The organism is Brevundimonas albigilva (assembly GCF_023503965.1).
Lineage (GTDB): Bacteria > Pseudomonadota > Alphaproteobacteria > Caulobacterales > Caulobacteraceae > Brevundimonas > Brevundimonas albigilva.
This window is the reverse complement of sequence record NZ_CP097298.1, coordinates 435,029-453,916: the sequence shown is the minus strand read 5'-3', so window position 1 is coordinate 453,916 and position 18,888 is coordinate 435,029. Positions and strand designations below refer to the sequence as shown.

General features: G+C 68.6%; 16 protein-coding genes and 1 pseudogene. 6 read left to right on the top strand and 11 right to left on the bottom strand.

Translation table 11 applies throughout. The features are described 5' to 3' along the window. Nucleotides 1-352: 352 nt before the first annotated feature. Nucleotides 353-544 carry a hypothetical protein gene (locus tag MU852_RS02340; RefSeq protein WP_249750858.1) on the top strand — a complete coding sequence of 64 codons (192 nt, stop codon included), beginning with the start codon at nucleotides 353-355 and terminating at the stop codon, nucleotides 542-544. Nucleotides 545-547: 3 nt separating this feature from the next. Here MU852_RS02340 and MU852_RS02335 read toward each other — a convergent pair whose 3' ends face one another. Next, on the bottom strand, nucleotides 548-1,120 hold the full coding sequence (locus MU852_RS02335; RefSeq protein WP_249751835.1) for a nucleoside/nucleotide kinase family protein: 573 nt from the start codon (nucleotides 1,118-1,120) through the stop codon (nucleotides 548-550). A gap of 233 nt (nucleotides 1,121-1,353) precedes the next feature. On the opposite strand from MU852_RS02335, the gene MU852_RS02330 reads away from it, so the two are divergent. Next, nucleotides 1,354-2,976, top strand: coding sequence for a long-chain-fatty-acid--CoA ligase (locus MU852_RS02330; RefSeq protein WP_249750857.1), 1,623 nt, complete (start codon nucleotides 1,354-1,356; stop codon nucleotides 2,974-2,976). A 275-nt stretch (nucleotides 2,977-3,251) separates the two neighbouring features. Beyond that, nucleotides 3,252-3,683, top strand: coding sequence for a DUF1499 domain-containing protein (locus MU852_RS02325; protein WP_249750856.1), 432 nt, complete (start codon nucleotides 3,252-3,254; stop codon nucleotides 3,681-3,683). On the opposite strand, the gene MU852_RS02320 is transcribed toward MU852_RS02325, so the two are convergent. Beyond that, complete coding sequence (locus MU852_RS02320) at nucleotides 3,680-4,582, bottom strand: MBL fold metallo-hydrolase (RefSeq protein WP_249750855.1); 903 nt, start codon at nucleotides 4,580-4,582, stop codon at nucleotides 3,680-3,682. The genes MU852_RS02325 and MU852_RS02320 overlap by 4 nt on opposite strands. A 69-nt stretch (nucleotides 4,583-4,651) precedes the next feature. On the opposite strand from MU852_RS02320, the gene MU852_RS02315 reads away from it, so the two are divergent. Next, a complete protein-coding gene (locus MU852_RS02315) occupies nucleotides 4,652-4,798 on the top strand; it encodes a hypothetical protein (protein WP_249750854.1) in 147 nt (48 codons plus the stop codon). 5 nt (nucleotides 4,799-4,803) lie between these two features. Here the strand turns inward: MU852_RS02315 and MU852_RS02310 are convergent, their stop codons facing one another. Then, nucleotides 4,804-5,355 carry a hypothetical protein gene (locus MU852_RS02310; protein ID WP_249750853.1) on the bottom strand — a complete coding sequence of 184 codons (552 nt, stop codon included), beginning with the start codon at nucleotides 5,353-5,355 and terminating at the stop codon, nucleotides 4,804-4,806. A 265-nt stretch (nucleotides 5,356-5,620) separates the two neighbouring features. Between MU852_RS02310 and MU852_RS02305 the strand changes: the two genes are divergently transcribed. Then, nucleotides 5,621-8,620: a TonB-dependent receptor plug domain-containing protein gene (locus MU852_RS02305; protein WP_249750852.1), complete on the top strand. Its 3,000-nt coding sequence runs from the start codon at nucleotides 5,621-5,623 to the stop codon at nucleotides 8,618-8,620. A 136-nt stretch (nucleotides 8,621-8,756) separates the two neighbouring features. Continuing rightward, the gene (locus MU852_RS02300) at nucleotides 8,757-9,311 is read left to right on the top strand and encodes a hypothetical protein (RefSeq protein WP_249750851.1); all 555 of its coding nucleotides are present in this window, start codon (nucleotides 8,757-8,759) and stop codon (nucleotides 9,309-9,311) included. Nucleotides 9,312-9,353: 42 nt separating this feature from the next. On the opposite strand, the gene metH is transcribed toward MU852_RS02300, so the two are convergent. The 8 genes and pseudogenes from metH to MU852_RS02260 all read right to left on the bottom strand — a co-directional run bounded on the left by metH (nucleotide 9,354) and on the right by MU852_RS02260 (nucleotide 18,741). Beyond that, on the bottom strand, nucleotides 9,354-12,020 hold the full coding sequence (metH, locus tag MU852_RS02295; RefSeq protein ID WP_249750850.1) for a methionine synthase: 2,667 nt from the start codon (nucleotides 12,018-12,020) through the stop codon (nucleotides 9,354-9,356). Nucleotides 12,021-12,212: 192 nt separating this feature from the next. Continuing rightward, complete coding sequence (locus tag MU852_RS02290; protein ID WP_249751834.1) at nucleotides 12,213-13,277, bottom strand: homocysteine S-methyltransferase family protein; 1,065 nt, start codon at nucleotides 13,275-13,277, stop codon at nucleotides 12,213-12,215. Nucleotides 13,278-13,301: 24 nt separating this feature from the next. Next, nucleotides 13,302-14,245: pseudogene (metF, locus tag MU852_RS02285) on the bottom strand (methylenetetrahydrofolate reductase [NAD(P)H]). Further along, a complete protein-coding gene (locus tag MU852_RS02280; protein WP_249750849.1) occupies nucleotides 14,245-15,219 on the bottom strand; it encodes an ArsR/SmtB family transcription factor in 975 nt (324 codons plus the stop codon). The pseudogene metF and the gene MU852_RS02280 overlap by 1 nt, the downstream one beginning before the upstream one ends. 563 nt (nucleotides 15,220-15,782) lie before the next feature. Further along, on the bottom strand, nucleotides 15,783-16,649 hold the full coding sequence (locus MU852_RS02275) for a hypothetical protein (RefSeq protein ID WP_249750848.1): 867 nt from the start codon (nucleotides 16,647-16,649) through the stop codon (nucleotides 15,783-15,785). 429 nt (nucleotides 16,650-17,078) lie between these two features. Further along, nucleotides 17,079-17,303, bottom strand: a complete 225-nt coding sequence (locus MU852_RS02270; RefSeq protein WP_249750847.1) for a hypothetical protein — start codon at nucleotides 17,301-17,303, stop codon at nucleotides 17,079-17,081. 125 nt (nucleotides 17,304-17,428) lie between these two features. Continuing rightward, complete coding sequence (locus MU852_RS02265) at nucleotides 17,429-18,178, bottom strand: hypothetical protein (protein WP_249750846.1); 750 nt, start codon at nucleotides 18,176-18,178, stop codon at nucleotides 17,429-17,431. Continuing rightward, a complete protein-coding gene (locus tag MU852_RS02260; protein WP_249750845.1) occupies nucleotides 18,175-18,741 on the bottom strand; it encodes a DUF4175 domain-containing protein in 567 nt (188 codons plus the stop codon). Before MU852_RS02260 ends, MU852_RS02265 begins: the two co-directional genes overlap by 4 nt. Nucleotides 18,742-18,888 lie beyond the last annotated feature (147 nt).

Here is an 18,888-nt window from a genome sequence, read left to right as displayed (position 1 = left end):
TTGCGGCGGCGGGAGCGGAGGAAGCGGGGGCGGGTCTGGAACGGCCCGCGCCGCCTCGCCGGCCGGCGCACCGGACGCGCGAGGCGGAGGGTCGAGGGGGATACTCGGCCGCACCCGGACGGGGTTTCGCAGACCCCGCCGGCCCGCCGCAGGCTTATGGGGTTAGGCGATAAGACCGCCACCACTCGGCGCCCCGAGCTTGCAGGCCAATCCTTCGCGCGGAGCGTCCAGCCCTCGTCGAAACGGTACTCACATCTCAGAACTCCGGGCGAAGGCCCGGCGCTCCGCCCAGCCCTCCATCGACTCCGCCGGGAACGGCGGGGGGAACACGCATGTCTGGAAAGGAGCCGTCATGGCCAGCCCCAAACCCCGCCGCCCCAAGCCCGGACGCGGCCTGCCGCCCCCTCGCAAGCAGAGCGCCGAGGAGATGGCGGAAGACGCCCGCCTGCGGCGCGAACTCTGGATCCAGTGCGAGCGGCTGGATCGCATCATTGCTGAGAAGAGGGCGCGCGACGCCCTGGAGCGGGGCGTCGTCGACGATTGACCCTCAGCCCTCCAGCAGCGGCTGCAGCAGCGGGTGGGCCAGGACCGGCGCGGCCAGGCGCACCACCGCCTGCGGATCCTCCAGACGCACCGCCGCGGTCGCGTCCGCCACGATGAAGTCGGCGTGGGTTCGCGACGGCTCGGTCAGGCGCTCATGGCCCGGACGCACCGTCGCCAGATATTGCGCCACGACCGAGTCCGCCGACCGGCCGCGTTCCTCCTGATCGCGCAGCAGGCGGCGGATGAAGCGAATGTCGGCGGGGGTGTCGACGAAGACGCGGATGTCGAACAGGGCCGTCAGTTCCGGCGTACACAGGACGTGGGTGCCCTCGACCACCACCACCTCCGCCGCCGGGATCGGCTCCCCGCCCGGCTCGCGGCCGTGATGGATGAAGGAATACAGCGGCGCCGTCACCGGCCGCCCCGCCTTCAACTCAGACAGGTCGGCGATCATCAGGTCATGGTCGCGCGCCGCCACGTCGTCGAAGTCGAAGGTCGCGGCGTCGAAGCCGGGCAGGGAGGCGGCGTCGCGGTAGTAGGAGTCCTCGCGCACCAGCACGGCCTTGCCGGGCGGCAGGGCCGAGACCAGGGCCTCGGCCAGGGTGCTCTTGCCGGAGCCGGAGCCCCCGTGATCGCGATCAATATGGCCATGTCGCGCCTTCTAGATCGGCTTTCGCCGCAAGGCCATCGCGGACGATCGTCGCGCCGAACCTGACCCTGCGTCACGTTGCTTAACGACGATCACCAAGATAGCGTCGCCATCAAGCGTCGCACCCAAGCAGACGCACGCCAAGGGACAAGGACACGACGATGCTGGGCTTGATGCAGGACTGGCCGCTGACGGTCGACAAGATCATCGACCACGCGAAGAACTGGCACGGCGACCGCGAGGTCGTGACCCGTTCGGTCGAGGGGCCGATCGTCCGCACCACCTACGCCGCCATCCACGAGCGGGCCAGGCGCGTCTCCAACGCCCTGAAGGGCTGGGGAATCAAGCCGGGCGACCGCGTCGCCACCCTGGCCTGGAACACCGACAAGCACATCGAGACCTGGTACGGCGTCATGGGCATCGGCGCGGTGTGCCACACGCTGAACCCGCGCCTGTTCCCCGAGCAGCTGATCTACATCATCAACCACGCCGAGGACCGGGTCATCTTCACCGACCTGACCTTCGTGCCGCTGCTCGAAGCCATCCTGCCGCACATCCCCAAGGTCGAGCGCGTCATCGTCATGACCGATGCGGCCCACATGCCGCAGACCAAGCTGCCCAGGGCCGAAGCCTATGAGGCGGTCATCGCCGGCCAGTCGACCGATTGCGTCTGGGGCGACTTCGAGGAAAACACCGCCTGCGGCCTCTGCTACACCTCGGGCACGACCGGCAATCCGAAGGGCGTGCTGTATTCGCACCGGTCCAACTTCATCCATACGCTTCTGGGTCTTCAGTCGACCGTCCTGGGCGCCACGCCCAGCGAGGTGATCCTGCCGGTGGTGCCGATGTTCCACGCCAACGCCTGGGGCATCGCCTTCGGCGGGCCGGCGGCGGGCGCCAAGCTGGTCATGCCGGGCGCCAAGATGGACGGCGCCTCCATCTACGAACTGCTGGAGACCGAGAAGGTCACCTTCTCCGCCGCCGTGCCCACCGTCTGGCAGGGGCTTCTGATGCACATGCGCGAGCACGGGCTGAAGTTGTCGACGGTCAAGCGCGTGCTGATCGGCGGCTCGGCCGTGCCCGAAAGCCTGATCCGCGCCTTCCACGACGACTATGGCGTCGAGGTGCTGCAGGGCTGGGGCATGACCGAGACCTCGCCCATCGGCACCCTGTCGAACATGACGCCCGAGCTGGAAAGCCTGCCGTTCGAGGAGCAGCTGAAGTGGCGCGTCAAACAGGGCACGCCGCCGCTGGGCGTCGAGCTGAAGCTGAAGGACGACGCCGGCCGGACCCTGGATCACGACGGCCACACCTTTGGCCACCTGATGGTCAAGGGCCCCACCGTCGCCCGGGCCTATTTCCGCGAGGAGGGCTCCATCGTCGACGGCGAAGGCTTCTTCGACACCGGCGACGTGGCCACGGTCGACGACATGGGATTCATGCAGATCACCGACCGCTCCAAGGACGTCATCAAGTCGGGCGGCGAATGGATCAGCTCCATCGAGATCGAGAACATCGCCGTGGGCCATCCCAAGGTCGAGCTGGCCGCCGTCATCGGCGCGGCCCACCCCAAATGGGACGAACGCCCGGTGCTGCTGCTCAAGCTCAAGGAGGGCGAGGCCCTGGACAAGCAGGAGCATCTCGACTTCCTGCAGGGCAAGATCGCCAAATGGTGGATGCCGGACGACGTTGTGGCCCTGGACGAAATCCCGCTGGGCGCCACCGGCAAGATCGACAAGAAGCTTCTGCGCGAACGGCTGAAGGACTACCGTCTGCCGGCCTGACCTCGAATCCGGAGCGCCGATGCCGTCCAGCAAACCCGTGCCCGCCGTCCTGCCCTGGCTGACGGCCCTGGCCGCCGCGCCGCTGGTGGTGATCGTCGCGGCGGTGGCGGCCACGCGCTTCGGCGGCGTCGACGTGGGCCTGGCCTATGACGTCCTGACCTGGACCGTCGCGCGAGGGCTGGCCTGGGTCGCCCTGGCGGCGGCGCTGGTCGTCGCCGGGCTCGCGTTCCGCGATCTGAAGGGCAGGGGCTCTACGCCGCGTCGCCGCCCTGGTCATGGCCGGGGCCGCCGTCGCCGGATTCCAGGTTCAGGCCGCCAGCCTGGCCGCGGACACGCCTCGCGACGTGACCAGCAACGGCGCCGAGCCGCCGGCCTTCTCGCGTCTGGCGGCCCTTCATCGCGGCCAGACGCCGGCGGGATCGGACGCCTGCCCGGCGGCCCGCTCGATCCCGACCCAGGTGCTGGCGCAGCAGGCCGCCTCGGCCCTGGTCGACGCCGGCTTCCCCGTCGTGCGGGCCACCACCTTCGAAGTTGAGGGCGTGCACGAGGGCGCCTGGTTCGGCTTCGCCCATGACGCCGTGGTGCGGATCCGGCCCGGCCGAACCGACATCCGCGTCGCCGCCCGCGACCGGATCCGCCCCGACGGCGGCGCCGCCTGTCGACTGGCCGGCAAGCTGGCCGACGCCCTCGAGGCGGCCGCCCGCTAGATCAGGCGGAATTCGGCCGAGAACGCGGCCTGCGGCGTGGCCTCGACGACCCCGTCCTCCACCAGCTTGATCAGGTGCGCCAGGACCGACAGCGACGCCGCGGGCCACAGTCGCCGATCGACGGCGGCGTAAAGGACCGGGACCATCTCTCCGACCGTCCGGTCGCCGGCCGCCAGCCGCGCCAGAACCTGGGCCTCGCGCTCCAGCCGGTGGGCCCGATAGGCGGCGAGGAAGGGCGCGACCTCGGTGATCGGCGGCCCATGCGTCGGCCAGATCGTGGCGAAATCCCGCGCGATCACGGCGTCGAGGCTGGCCAGATAGGCGCGCATGTTCCCGTCGGGCGGGGCCACCACCGTGGTCGACCAGCCCATCACATGGTCGCCGCTGAACAGGGCGTTCTCCTCCCTGAGGGCGAAGGCCAGATGGTTCGACGCATGGCCAGGGGTGGCGACGGCCTCGAGCGTCCACTCATCCCCCTCGATGACCTCGCCGCCGACCAGGATTTTATCCGGGGCGAAGTCCGCATCCTCTTCCTCGTCCAGGCCGCCCGAGGCGTGGGTTTCGCGGACGGGCGGGCGGGCCGCCAGCACGATCGCGCCCGTCTTTTCCGCAAGGGGCCGCGCCAGCGGCGCGTGATCGCGGTGCGTATGCGTGACCAGCACATGGCTGACGGTGCGGCCTTCCACCGCCGCCCGCAGCGCCCCCTCATGCGCGGGATCCCGCGGGCCGGGGTCGATCACCGCCACCCGGGCGCCGGGCTCGGTCCGCCCGACGATATAGACGCCGGTGCCGGTGAAGGTGAACGGTCCGGGATTGGGCGCCACCAGCCGCTGGATCAGCGGCGACACCTGATCCGTCCGCCCGTAGGCGAAGTCGAAGTCCCGCACGAAGGGGATCATGGGCGCCCGCCGGGCGTCTGGCGCGGCCCTTGCGTTAACGAGTCGGAAACCTTCGCCGGAGCGCCCGTCATGGCCCGTTCGATCGCCCTTGCTGTCTCAAATCGGCTCCAGCCCATCGCCGCCGCGGTCCTGTGTCTCATGGCGGCGCAACTGGTCGTCGCCTCCTGCACCCCGGAACCCGCGCCCTATGCGGCGCGGGTGGGGATCGTGCGATAGAGACGTCAGTCGGTGGTCTGGCGCCGCACGCGAAAAGCGCTGCTTGAACCTACGGTCATCATGAAACTGCCGAGCGAAGCGCGTCGCACCTGGACTTCCTGGCCCGCTTGCCGCCGAACATACGGCGAGCTCGAATCGATCTGAAGCCAGGTTGAGCCGTCCTCCAGCGTCACCAGCCACTTCTGGCCTGCGCCCACCTGCCTGGCGCTTCGTAGTGCAGAGGTGATGGATGAGATTTCCTCTGGCCGCCCCTCGCGCGCGAAAGGATTGAGGACGTTGATGTCGAATCCGAAGGCCTGCCGCTGCGACGCCTCGACTTCGGCTCTATCCAGAACCACGACGGACCCGGATCTCGTTGCGGTTTCGAAAGCGGCGGTCGCATCGTCGTAGCAGGACAATCGAGCGGTGACGTCCTGCACCGACCGGCAACGAATCAATTGATCCCAAACTTCGCTGGAAGGGGCTGTCTGGGCCGAAACCGAGCCCGCAATAGCCGACGAAGCGACCACCGCCATCAGAAATGAATAACGCGGCATTTTCAGACCTGTTTTCGGCATCGTTCACCTCATCACGTTGGCGGCCGGTGGCCGGGTGGGCAAGGGGGACGCCCAATCTGGTCTCTCAGGGCCTCCATCCGCGACCAGAGTGTGGCGCGTTTGCGACAGAGTGGCGACGACTGTGTTCAAAATTGGCCAAGATGCTGGACTTCAGCGGCGCGTTCGTATGGTCTGCAACCAACCCGACGTTGGCGTCGGGTAATCGGCTTTTGGCGGGGGAGCGTTCGGATTTCCGACGGGGCTCGCCATCACGGGAGAACAAGTCTTGAGCAATCTGAAGTATCGTCGAAGCCTGCTGGCGACCACCATGATTAGCGGCGCGATCATGGCCGCAGCCGCCAGCCCGGCCTTCGCGCAGGAAACCCAAACGTCGGACGATCAGGCGACCGTTGAAGACGTCGTCGTCACCGGCTCGCGCATCGTGCGTCAGGACTTCGCCGCCATCAGTCCGGTCACGACGGTCACGTCGGAGACGATCGAGCTGACCGCCACGCTGACGGTTGAAAACCTTCTGAACCAACTGCCGTCGGTCGTCGCCGGCAATATGAACACCTCGAACAACGCGGGCGGCGAAGAGTTCGCCACCGTCGATCTGCGCGGCCTCGGCGCGCAACGTACGCTGGTTCTGGTGAACGGCGAGCGCGTGCCCGCCTCGTCGACCACCGGCGTCGTCGATCTGAACACCATTCCCGCCTCGCTGATCGAGCGTGTCGAAGTCGTCACCGGCGGCGCCTCCGCCGTTTACGGCTCTGACGCCCTGGCCGGCGTCGTGAACTTCATTCTGAAGGACAACTTCGAAGGCGCCGAGATGAACGTGAGCTACGGCTCCGACTTCGAAGGCAACTCGCCGGAGTATGAAATCAACGGCCTGTTCGGCGGCAGCTTCGCCAACGGTCGCGGCAACCTGACCACCTACGCCAGCTACTACAAGCGCGAAGGGACTTATCAGAGCGAGTTCGACTATTCCGCCGTTTCGGGCGCTGTTGTGGTCGCTGCCGACGGAACCTACCCGGTGGTCGACACAGCCGCTGAATGGCTGGATGCGGTCAACAACGGCGCTCTGGGCACTTATGTGTCCGGCGGTTCGGCTACGTCGGCTTGGGGTACGATCTATAACAACGCTGCGAACCCGTTCAGGGGACTGGCGGGTGCGGTCGGCGCCACAGGCAACACCAACTTCGCGGCGGGCGGGTACGACACGACTTGCGATGGCGTGCCGAACGCGACCCCCTACAACACCGGAAACCTCTCGTTCGATACGTCGGGTGCCCTGACGCCGCTGGCAACCGCGGGCGCGTGCGCTGTTCCGGATCGTGCCGCGGGGTCCAGCCGTTATAACTTCGCCCCCGATAACTATCTGGTCATCCCGGCCGAGCGCTTCACGATCTCGACGATCGGTCACTACGACATCACCGATGACATCCGTCTGCGTGTGCAGTTGAACTACGTCAACAGCACCCAGCAGGTCTCGCTGGCTCCGACGCCCGCGACGGGTCTGCGGGTCACCCTGACGCCGGCCATGCGATCGCTGATCTCGACCAACCATCCGGACCTGTGGGCGGCGTTGCAATCGCGTCCGAACCCGCTGTCGTCCTTCACCATGGACCGCCGAATGAACGAAGTCGGCGCGCGGACTGGCCAGTCAGAAAATAACGCCCTCTCCATGCTGGGCACCCTGACGGGCAAGTTCTCGGATACTTGGGACTGGAGCTTGACGGCCAGCTACGGCCTGAACAACTTTACCTCGACCGGCGAAAACTCGACCAACCGTACCGCTCTGGCGCAAGGCTTGGCGGGATGCCAAGATCTCGCAGGTAATGCGCTGGTCGGCCTTCTGCCCGGATGCGTGCCGCTCGATCTGTTTGGTGAAGGCACATTGACGGACGCGATGGTCAACTTCCTGACCGTGCCGACGTTCGCCACCACGGAGATTCGCGAAAAGCGCGTCGCGGGCTTCGTGCGCGGCTCGCTGTTCAACCTGCCGGCGGGCCCCGTTTCGGCGGTGTTCGGTGCGGAGTATCGCGAGTCGAAGGCGGACTTCCGCGTCGATGACATGCAACGCACCGGTAACATCTTCGGCTTCAACGCAATCCAGAACCAAGCCGGTTCGGTCGATGTTTCCGAAGTGTACACCGAAGTGGCTGTGCCGCTGTTGGCGGACCTGCCCTTCTTCAACTACCTGGGACTGGAAGCCGGGGCGCGCTACTCCGACTACAACACCATCGGCGGGCAAGAGACCTACAAGCTCGGCGCCGAATGGTCGCCGGTGGACTGGGTGAAGGTCCGCGCGATGTACAATACTGCGGTCCGTGCGCCCTCGGTGTTCGAACTGTTCCAGAACGGCGACCAAGGCTTCGCCAGCTACACCGATCCCTGCCGGTCGGCTGCGAACCCGTCGGCCCAACTGCTGGCATTCTGCTCGGCCCAGGCGGGTGGTTACGACTTCACCGGCTTCACCCAAGCGAATACTCAGGTCGAGGCGTTCGCGTTTGGTAACCCGAACCTTGCGCCGGAAGAGGCCGAAACCACCACGATCGGTTTGGTCTTCCAGCCGCAGTCGCCTGTCGGCACCATTCGCGCTTCAGTCGACTACTACGACATCGACATCACCAACCTGGTGGCGTCGCTGGGCGCGGGTTACTGGATCAATGACTGCTACGGATCGCTGGATGCCTCGGCCGAAGGTTGCTCGCGCGTCGTCCGTGATCCGCTAACGGGTCAAATCGACTTTGTGAACACCACCCGCACCAACCTTGGCTACCAGCGTACCAAGGGTTACGACTTCCAACTGGACTTCGTGTTGGATGGTGCTGACGTCGGCCTGCCGGGCCGCTTCCGTATCAACGAGCTCTTCACCTACGTCGACTCGTTGGACTATGACGGTGACGAGTATGCTGGCACGGCCGTGGCTTACATCGGGGGCGGGATCTTCGATTGGAAGTCGGTGCTGTCCGTCTCGTATGACATCGGTGACTTCACTTTCTTCACCCGCTGGAACTACATCCCGCAGCTGGAGGACATCGCCTTTGGTCCGAATTACAATGATGGTAGCCCGGTCTACACGCCGTCCTCCAACTATCTGGACTTCTCAGCACGTTACAACGTGAGTGATAATCTCCAGATCACGGCGTTCGTCGGTAATGTTTTTGATCGTATGCCTGAGCAAACCGCTTCGGGTGTCGGTTACGGACAGGCGAACACGGACACGCAACTGTATCGAGTGTTCGGCCGCACCTTTAACATCGCTATGAAGGCTCGCTTCTAAGAGCGGATCGATACGAGCGAAGGGCGGACCGCAAGGTCCGCCCTTTTTCTTTTGGCGCGCCTCCAAACGGCCATTGGCAACGCTCAAGCTCTCCTTGCGTTTGAAGCGAGTTCGACGCCGCCCTGAATGAGATTGCATGTTTCTGGCCTTGGCGATCACCGCCGCGTTCACCTTGCAACAAACCCCGCCCGGCGATGGCCCCATCGCCACGGCTTCGTCCGTTTCCGAGTCCGCCGATTCCGTGCGCCTGCGCGAAGCCTTGGCCTATTCCAATCCTCTGCCGCGCGGGGCGCCGACGCAGGATTATCCGCTGGTGGCGTGGTGCGATGCGTTGGTGACGGGTCACGCCGATCTGGGCGACACCCTGACGGATCGCTCGGCCGAGGACACCGAACTGGTCAGACTGGGGCGGCTGGAGGCGCAGGATTTCCGCAGCGCCCTGGTCGCGGCCGAGCCCCGTCAGTCCGCCGCCGCCAAGGCCGAGGCCCAAAGGGCGGCCGCCGCGGCCAAGGCCCAATGGGCGCCTCTGCTCGCCAATGCGGACGAGACCAGCCGCAGCCAGGCCTTCGGGCTGTTCTTCGGCCTGCCGGGACGTTGCGAGCACGCCGCACGGCGCATTCGCGACAACATCACCACGCCGCCGGCCACGCCGGCCGAGGTTGGGCTTCAGGACGCAACGCCGACGGACTGATCGCGGTCCGGGCTCGGATTGTCGACGGCGGCCCGGCTTCGGTCAGGCCGCCGTTTCGCGTTTGCGGGCGTAGGGATCGTAGTTCAGGATCGGCGCCAGCCAGCGTTCGGCCGTGGCCAGATCCCATCCCTTGCGCGCGGCGTAGTCCTCGACCTGGTCGCGGTCGATCTTGCCGACGCCGAAATAGTGGCTTCCCGGGTGAGCGAAGTAGAGGCCCGAAACCGAGGCCGGCGGGGTCATGGCGAAGCTTTCGGTCAGGGCCATGCCGGCGTTCGGCCCGGCCTCCAGCAGGCGGAACAGGGTCGCCTTTTCCGTATGGTCCGGTTGGGCCGGATAGCCGGGGGCGGGACGGACGCCCTGGTATTTCTCGGCGATCAGATCCTCGACCGACGCCGCTTCATTGGGCGCATAGCCCCACAAGGTGGTGCGAACCTCCTTGTGCATCCGCTCGGCGAAGGCCTCGGCCAGGCGGTCGGCGAGAGCCGTGGCCAGGATGGCGGAATAGTCGTCGCCCGCCGCCTTGAACGCGGCCGCCTTCTCCAGTTCGCCGTGTCCGGCGGTGACGGCGAAGGCGCCGATATAGTCCGCGCCGTTCTCGGCCACGAAGTCGGAGATCGACAGGTTCGGCTTGCCGTTCGACTTGGCGATCTGCTGGCGCAGGCCGTGGAAGCGGGCGAGCTCGGTCGCGCGGGTCTCGTCGCTCCAGACCACGATGTCGTCGCCGCGCGCGTTGGCGGGCCAGAAGCCGACGACGCCGCGTGCCGTGAACCAGCGCTCGTCGACGATCCGCTTCAGCATGGCCTGGGCGTCCGCGAACAGGTCGCGCGCGGCCTCGCCGACGATTTCGTCCTCCAGGATCAGGGGATAGCGGCCGATCAACTCCCAACTGGCGAAGAAGGGGGTCCAGTCGATGTGGTCGGCCAGGTCCTGAAGGTCCCAGGCGTCGAAGGCGCGCACGCCCAGGAAGGACGGCGGCGGGGCGGGCGTCTGACCCTGCGCAGGCCGCCAGCGATTGTCCCGCGCCTGCTGCAGGCTGGCGCGAGCCTTCACGTCCTGGCCGCGCGCATACTGTTCGCGGATGCGGATGTATTCGTCGCGGGTCGCCTGCTCGTTTCGGGCCCTTTCGGTCGGCGACAGCAGGCCAGAGACCACGCTGACGGCGCGGCTGGCGTCCACGACATAGGTGGTCGATCCGCGCTGATAGGCCGGCTCGATCTTGACCGCCGTATGGGTGCGGCTGGTCGTGGCGCCGCCGATCAGCAGGGGAATGTCGAAGCCGCGCCGCTCCATCTCGGCGGCGACGAAGACCATCTCGTCTAGCGACGGCGTGATCAGGCCCGACAGGCCGATGATGTCGCAATCCCGGGCCTTGGCCTCGTCCAGGATGCGGTCGGCGGGGACCATGACGCCCAGGTCCACCACCTCGTAATTATTGCACTGGAGAACCACGCCGACGATGTTCTTGCCGATGTCGTGGACGTCGCCCTTGACGGTGGCCATCAGGATGCGGCCGTTGGAAGAGCGGGGCTGGCCGGCCTTTTCCGCCTCCATGAAGGGCTCGAGGTAGGCCACGGCCTGTTTCATTACGCGGGCCGACTTCACCACCTGCGGCAGGAACATCTTGCCCGAGCCGAACAGGTCGCCGACCACGTTCATCCCGTCCATCAGCGGGCCTTCGATGACGTGCAGGGGGCGCTCGGCCTGGCTGCGCGCCTCTTCGGTGTCGGCCTCGATGAACTCCGTGACGCCGTTGACCAAGGCGTGCTCGATCCGCTTGCCGACGGGGGCGTCGCGCCATTTCAGATCGACGGCCTTGGCCGCGCCCTTTTCGCCCTTGTAGGACGGGGCCATGTCCACCAGCCGCTCGGTGTTGGACACGTTGGTCCGCTGCGGCCGGTTCAGGATCACGTCCTCGACCGCCTCGCGCAGGGTCGGGTCGATGTCGTCATAGACGGGCAGGTCGCCGGCGTTGACGATCCCCATGTCCATGCCGGCGTTGATGGCGTGGTACAGGAAGACCGAGTGGATCGCCCGGCGCACCGGCTCGTTGCCGCGGAAGCTGAACGAGACGTTCGACACGCCGCCGGATATGCGGGCGTAGGGCAGGGTGCGCTTGATCTCGCGCGTCGCCTCGATGAAGTCGACGGCGTAGTTGTCGTGCTCCTCGATCCCCGTCGCCACGGCGAAGATGTTGGGGTCGAAGATGATGTCCTCGGGCGGGAAGCCGACCTCGTCGACCAGGATGCGGTAGGCGCGGGTGCAGATCTCGATCTTGCGGGCGGCCGTGTCGGCCTGGCCTGCCTCGTCGAAGGCCATGACCACGACGGCGGCGCCGTAGCGCAGGCATTTGACGGCCTGCTCCCGGAACTCGGCCTCGCCCGCCTTCATCGAGATGGAGTTCACGATGGGCTTGCCCTGGACGCACTTCAGCCCGGCCTCGATGACCTCCCATTTGGATGAGTCGATCATCACCGGCACGCGGGCGATGTCCGGCTCGGCCGCGATCAGGTTGAGGAAGGTCCGCATGGCGACGACGCCGTCCAGCAGACCCTCGTCCATGTTGACGTCGATGACCTGGGCGCCCGCCTCGACCTGCTGGCGCGCGACATCCAGCGCGGCGGCGTAATCGCCCTCGACCACCAGCTTGCGGAATTTGGCCGAGCCGGTGACATTGGTGCGTTCGCCGACGTTGATGAAGACGGGACGCATCTAGATCCTCCCTTGCGAAGCGGGGAGGGGGACCGCGCGAAGCGTGGTGGAGGGGGCGGACGCAAATGAGATGCCTGCGCTTCCGGGATATTGATTCGAGCGAGGCGGCAGACGGCGGAGGCATTGTCGCCCCCTCCACCGCTCCGCGGTCCCCCTCCCCGCAGGGCGGGGGAGGATTTGTCCATTCGTGTCTCACGCCACCAACTCGAACGGCTCGAGCCCCGACAGGCGCAGCGCCACCGGCCGCTCCGGGACCGCGCGGGGCTTCAGCGGCGCGACTTCTTCGGCCACGTGCCGGATGTGATCCGGCGTGGTGCCGCAGCAGCCGCCGACGATGTTGACCAGGCCGGAGGCGGCCCATTCCTCGATGAAGTGGGCGGTCTCGTGCGGCTGCTCGTCGTACTGGCCCATGGCGTTGGGCAGGCCGGCGTTGGGATAGGCGGCGACCAGGGTGTCGGCCACGCGGCTCAGTTCGGCGATGAACGGGCGCATCAGATCGGCGCCCAGGGCGCAGTTGAAGCCGACGGCGAAGGGCTTGGCGTGACGCACGCTGTTCCAGAAGGCCTCGGCCGTCTGGCCCGACAGGGTGCGGCCCGAACGGTCGGTGATGGTGCCGGAAATCCAGATGGGCAGGGCGTCCATGCCCTCGTCCTCCAGATCCTTGATCGCCTTGATCGCGGCCTTGCAGTTCAGCGTGTCGGTGATGGTCTCGATCAGATACAGATCGACGCCGCCTTCGTTCAGCGCCTTCACCTGATGGCGATAGGCCTCATAGACCTGGTCGAAGGTCACGCTGCGGGCGCCGGGATCGTTCACGTCCGACGACATCGACAGCATCTTGTTCAGGGGACCGATGGAGCCGGCGGCGAAGCGGGGCTTGTCCGGCTGCTTCTCGGTCCAGCGGTCGGCGGCGGCGCGCGCCAGTTTCGCGCCTTCCAGATTGATGTCCCACACCGCCTGTTCGTCCAGGGCGTAGTCTTCCTGGGCGATGGTCGTCGCCGAGAAGGTGTTGGTCTCGGAGATGTCGGCGCCGGCGGCGTAATACTGCTCGTGCAGGTCGGCGATGATGTCGGGCCGGGTGATGCAGAGGATGTCGTTGTTCCCCTTCATCTGCTGCTTTTCGTCATAGCCGTTGGCGGCGACGAAGCGATCGGCGCGGAAGTCGGCCTCGCTCAGGCCGCGCCGCTGGATCATCACGCCCCAGCTGCCGTCCAGCACCAGGATGCGTTCCTTCGCCGCCGCATGCAGGGCGGCGATGCGGTCGGCGCGGGCGGGGGGGCGTCATTGGGCGACCGCCTTCTGTTCACGCACGCCCAGCACCCGGCAGATCGCATAGACCAGGTCGGCGCGGTTCAGGGTGTAGAAGTGGAAGTCGCTGAAGCCTTCTTCCTGCAACCGGGCGCAGGTTTCGGCGGCGACCGAGGCGGCCAGAAGCTTGCGGGTCTCGGGGTCGTCGTCCAGACCGTCGAAATGGGCCGCCAGCCAGTCGGGCACCGCGGCGCCGCAGGCGGCGCTCATCCGCTTCAGGCCGTTGAAGTTCGACACCGGCATGACGCCGGGGATCAGCGGAATGGTCACGCCCGCCGCCCGCACCCGGTCGCGGAAGCGCAGGAAGGCGTCGATGTCGAAGAAGAACTGGCTGACCGCGCGGGTGGCCCCGGCGTCGACCTTGGCCTTCAGCACGTCGATGTCGTGGTCGATCGACGGGCTTTCGGGATGTTTCTCGGGATAGGCGCGACCGTCACCTCGAACCCGCCGGCGCGGCCGATGGCGGCGGTCAGTTCGGTCGCATTGGCGTAGCCGTCGGCGCGCGGTCGATACACGCCGCCGATTCCGTCTCCACCCGGCGGGTCGCCGCGCAGGGCGACGATGTGGTCGACGCCGATGGCCTTGTAGCTGTCGATGACCTCGTCGACCTCGTCGCGGCTGGCCTCGACGCAGGTCAGGTGGGCGGCGGGGCGCAGGGCGGTCTCGGCGATGATGCGCTGGACCGTGCGGTGCGTGCGTTCGCGCGTGGAGCCGCCCGCCCCGTAGGTGACTGAGACGAAGGCCGGGTTCAGCGGTTCCAGCCGCCGGATCGCTTTCCACAGGCTGGCCTCGGCGTCATCCGACTTGGGCGGAAAGAACTCGAACGACACGCGCACGGGCGCATGGTTCGATCCGGCGCGGGCGACCGGACCGAGCGGCGACAGCAGCAGGGCGCGGGCTTCGGACAGGCTGGCCATCAGGCGGTCTTTCGATCTTGGACGGCTGAGGGGACGGCGGGGCGTTCGCCGGTCCAGATGGTCACGGTCAGGCCCTCGCGGTCGGGCGGCAGGGCGATGGGGGCGAAGCTGGTCAGGCCCGCCTCCTTCAGCCAGCCGGCGATCTCGGTGTCGGCGAAGCCGAGACGGCGATGCTGATGCGCCTCGCGCATGTGTTCGAAGTCGTGCGGCGCGAAGTCGACGATCAGCAGGCGCCCGCCCGGGCTGACCAGCCGCGCGGCCTCGGCCACGGCGGCGGCGGGATCGGCCAGGTAGTGCAGCACCTGATGCACGATCACCAGATCGGCGCTGTGGACCGGCAGGCGGGTGGCGAAGATGTCGCCGTGGCGCAGTTCGACCTTGTCCAGCCCGGCCTTCGACACATTGGTCCGGGCGATGTTCAGCATGTTCTGGCTCAGGTCCAGGCCCACCGCCATCTTCGCCTTCTTGCCGAACAGGGTCAGCATCCGGCCCGAACCGGTGCCCAGATCGACCACGCGTTCGAACGGGCCGGGACCGGCGGCCTGCTCCAGCGCCGCCTCGACCGCATTCTCGCTGACGTAGAGAGAGCGCAACCTGTCCCATTGGGGGGCGATCTGTTCGAAATAGGCGGCGGCGGCTTCCTCGCGATCCTTGCGGACCTCATCCAGGCGACGGTGGTCGGCCTCGCCGGCGTCGTCGGCCAGGATATCCAGGACCGTATCGATCAGTCGCCGCGCCTGGGCGTCGTGCGACAGGCGGTAATAGACGCGCGCGCCGTCGGGAAAGCGCTCGATCAGGCCCGCATCCGTCATCAGCTTCAGGTGGCGCGACACGCGCGGCTGGCTCTGGTCCAGGATGCGGGACAGTTCCATGACCGACAGTTCTTCCCCCGCCAGCAGCGACAGCACGCGCAGGCGGGTCGGTTCGCCAGCAGCGCGCAGGGCTTCGACGGTTTGATCCGCGGTCAGGGTCATGGCATCATATAAGGATATCCTTATATGATTATGCAAGCGAAATCGCCCACCGCGCCGGGCCTCAGTCCCCAGGCGCGGTCCGCTTCGGCCGCCAGCGCTCGATTGTCCACAGAAACGCGAGGACGGCCAGCAGCGCGGCGAACCAGGGCCAGGCCGCGCCGCGTCCGTGCCGGTCGGCCGCCGCGGCGGCGGGCCGGGGGCTGAAACGGCGGCCAATTGGCGGGTGGCCTCGCGCGCCTGGAACGCCCGAAGCGACGGCGCCGCGTCACGCGGGTGAACATAGAAGGCGGTCTGCGCGCCGTCCGGCGTCCGCGCCATGTGCCAGCCCGCGCGTTGCGGCCAGTAGGCGGCGCAGGCGTGGTCGCCGGTTGCGGGATCGACCAGCAGACGGCTTTCTCGTCCGGCCGGATCGACGACGATCGTGTTCGCGGCGACCGCGCACGCCACCAGTCGCACGCCCGCCGTCGAGAAGCCGTCGACGTGCAGCCTGCGGCTCGGCTCGGGCCGTGACAGGCCGGAGAAAAGCGCGCTCCACAGCGCGCCGTGCGTATCGCCCCGGCCGGTCAGGACAAGCACATAGCTGTCGGCGACGGTCCAGACGCCGACCCGGCCCAGACCCAGCGGGCGCCACCCCGCGAGTTCGGTTCCGTCCGCGGCGCGCAGTAGGGACGCCGTATCGGATCCGGACAGGGTGAAGTCGCGCCGTTCCAGGGGCGCCGGCGTCTCGGCGCGCACGGCGGCGTCGCCGCTGGTCGTCGACGCCGGGGCGGGGGCAACTCCACCTCGCGGGCGTCGCCGCCGCCGCTCAGCGGAAAGCCCAGCGCCGCCCATTCGCGACGCGTGGCGCCGGACAGGGCGTCGGTCGGCCGCAGCAGAAGGCCCATCCCGTCGCGCACCGCCGCCGTCACGGCCGCGCGCGCCTGAGGGGACAGGCCTTCCCAACGCCGGTCGTCGATGACCAGCAGGTCGACGTCGCGAAGACGGGCCGCCGTCAGCGCCCCCGGCGGGTCGCCCATCTGCAGGCCCCCGCCCAGATCGACCTGGAGGCGCAGATCGACGTCGGCGTCCTGGGCCCACCGGCGCAGATATTTGGTCTCGGGGTTGGGCGCGCCTTCCAGGGCCAGGACCCGAGGACGCGGCGCAGGGCGGGCGTCGACGGGCACGGCGATCTGCTCGACCGTGCGGCCGGCGGCGTCCTGCAGGCGAAGGGCGAACAGGGCCTGACCCGCCACCCGCGCGCTGGATCGCAGCGTGAAGCGGCCGCCGGCGACGACGGCGGCGTGATCCACCACCGCGTTGGACGGATCGACCAGGGCGATCGAGCCGGAGGGCAGGGCGCCGACCCGCCCCGCCACGCTGAACGTTCCGCCTGGGGCGACCGGTGCGGGCAGGGCCGCTTCGATGACGCCTCGCGCAAGGGGGCGGCGCATAGGTCGTCGGAACAGGCAGGGGCTGCAGGTCGCGCGGTTCCAGCCCGCCGCCCACGATCCGCAGGCGGGCGGCGTCGGGAAACCGTCGCAAGGCCGTGGCCAGGTCCGGCGCCGGTTCGGCCCCCGCCACGGCGCCGGCTTCGGGCAGGGCGATCAGCCTGTCCCCCGGTCCGGTCGCGATAACGCCGGGCGCCCCCCGCGTGGCCACCACCAGGGCGCCCGCCCGCAGCGACGTGGCTGGCGGGAACAGGGTCAGATAAAGCAGCGCGCCCGCCGCGACGTTCAGCGTCATCAGCAGGGCCAGCCGCCACAGGGACGAACGCTGGTCGACGGGCGCCGCCTGTCGCCACAGGATCAGCCGCGCCAGGCTGATCGCCACGATCAGGCCGATGGCGACGCCGACCCAAACGGGAATGGAGGCGGCCCCGGTCATTGCAGGGCCTCCAGATAGCGCCGCCCGCGCGCGTCCGGCGCCGTGCGACGCTGGACGGCGGGCGGCGGCCGATCCAGCGCGGTCCAGAGAAGGGCGCGCAGCCGGGCGCGGCACGGCCGGCAATCGGGTTCGTTGCGGACGGTGTCGATGGCCGCCGTCAGCGCCAGCGGGTCCTGCAGCCGGCCGCGGTTGTCGCGAACCCAGCGATCCAGCGCGTCCAATCTCAGGGGCCCCGTCGGGCCCGGCCGCTCTTGAAGGGCGCGCCAGACGTCGGCGGCCGTGGCGTCGGCGGTCCGGTCCGGCAGGGCGGCGAACGCCCCGCCGACGATCCCGTCGCGGTCTCCGCTCAGGCGGCGCGACAGGTCGACGGGCGGCAGGTTCGCGCCGGTGCGCGCCAGGAAGATCGCGTGGCCTGCTGGGCCTCCTTCAGCAGCTCCAGCGCGCGGTGGGCGTAGGGCAGGGCGTCTTCCGGCAGACCCTGGCGAAGGGCGCGTTCGGAGCCCCACATGGCGTTCAGCGCCTGGCGCAGGGTGTCGCGCGTGCCGGGGTCGAACAGCGTCGCCGCCTCCGGCGTGTCGTGGACGTGGCCGAACTGCGCCGTCACATCCATCTGCGAGCCGAAGGCGGGCGGTCCGGCGTCATGCGCGTGGTCGTGATCGGCGTGGTCGTGATCCGCATGATCGTGATCGGCCTCGGCCGCCGCCGGGGCCGGCGCGGGGGCGTCGTTGGTCGGAAGCGCCGGGCGCGAGGGCGCGTCGTTTGTCGGCAGCGCGATTCCGCCGGCGCCGCCGCCCTCGGCCTCTTCGCCCATGAACTGGCCATAGCGCAGGCGCAACTGAGCCTGGTCGGCGCCCAACGCGTTGGAGCGGCTCTGGAACCGGTCGGCGCCGATCCGGCGGCGATCCGCGATCAGCGCCTCGGCGTCGATGATGATCTGCCGCTGGCTGCGGAAGTAGGCGGGCAGGGTCTGGCGGACCATGCCGTCCAGGCCGCCCTCCAGCCCCTGGGCCGACGGCCAGCGCAGGATCACGCTGGGGCCGTCGACCGTCTGCGGAGCCGGGGCGCGATTGTCGCGCGCCGCCAGCTGCACGATCATGTCGCCGCCCGGCGCCAGGCCCTCGCGCGCCAGATCCAGGGTGACGGAGAAACGCTTGCGCCGGCCGTCGCCGCGACCGTCAGCGGCAGGGTGCGATGCTTGACGGTGATGTTCTCGCCCTCGCCCCGGGTCACGGCGATGCGCAGCACCGCGCCGGGCGCAACGCCGTAGTCGTCCGTGACCTCGAACACCGGGGTCCAGCGCGTCTGGCCGGGGCGCGTCAGGACCAACTGGGCGTCGGGCTCCACGATGCGAACGACCGGGGCGGCGTCGATGACGGCGTTCAGCCGGTGCAGTCGCTGGCGCTCCAGCCCCTGGGCCTCCAGGCGATAGAGGGTCGAGGCGGTCAGGGTCGTCGCGCCCCGCCAGCCGCCGCCCCGGCGGGCCAGCGTCACGGCCGCCGCGCCGGGAAAGACCAGCTGTGCGGCGTCAGGCCCGGGCGCCATGTCGATCACCCACTCGATACGTGATCCCTCTGGCGCGCGGGCGTCCAGCGCGGGCTGCTCGCGCGCGGGCAGCCCCGTATAGGCGGGCGGGACGATCCGCAGGCGGGTGCGCGTCACCTTCGGCGCCCCGGCTATGGGGCGTGACGCGGCGCCCTGCATCGACCGGCTGCGTGGAAGGCCAGATGGCCGCCGCCAGGCCGATCGCCGCGCCGACCAAGACAGCGCTGACGATGGGCCGGCGCGACCACGGCGGCCGCAGATCCA

Excerpts from the sequence above, each read along its gene's own strand:
- MU852_RS02340 (WP_249750858.1), top strand. The coding sequence starts at position 353 with ATGGCCAGCCCCAAACCCCGCCGCCCCAAGCCCGGACGCGGCCTGCCG.
- MU852_RS02330 (WP_249750857.1), top strand. The coding sequence starts at position 1,354 with ATGCTGGGCTTGATGCAGGACTGGCCGCTGACGGTCGACAAGATCATC.
- MU852_RS02325 (WP_249750856.1), top strand. The coding sequence starts at position 3,252 with ATGGCCGGGGCCGCCGTCGCCGGATTCCAGGTTCAGGCCGCCAGCCTG.
- MU852_RS02320 (WP_249750855.1), bottom strand. The coding sequence starts at position 4,582 with ATGATCCCCTTCGTGCGGGACTTCGACTTCGCCTACGGGCGGACGGAT.
- MU852_RS02315 (WP_249750854.1), top strand. The coding sequence starts at position 4,652 with ATGGCCCGTTCGATCGCCCTTGCTGTCTCAAATCGGCTCCAGCCCATC.
- MU852_RS02310 (WP_249750853.1), bottom strand. The coding sequence starts at position 5,355 with ATGCCGAAAACAGGTCTGAAAATGCCGCGTTATTCATTTCTGATGGCG.
- MU852_RS02300 (WP_249750851.1), top strand. The coding sequence starts at position 8,757 with ATGTTTCTGGCCTTGGCGATCACCGCCGCGTTCACCTTGCAACAAACC.
- metH (WP_249750850.1), bottom strand. The coding sequence starts at position 12,020 with ATGCGTCCCGTCTTCATCAACGTCGGCGAACGCACCAATGTCACCGGC.
- MU852_RS02280 (WP_249750849.1), bottom strand. The coding sequence starts at position 15,219 with ATGACCCTGACCGCGGATCAAACCGTCGAAGCCCTGCGCGCTGCTGGC.
- MU852_RS02275 (WP_249750848.1), bottom strand. The coding sequence starts at position 16,649 with ATGCGCCGCCCCCTTGCGCGAGGCGTCATCGAAGCGGCCCTGCCCGCA.
- MU852_RS02265 (WP_249750846.1), bottom strand. The coding sequence starts at position 18,178 with ATGATCGTGCAGCTGGCGGCGCGCGACAATCGCGCCCCGGCTCCGCAG.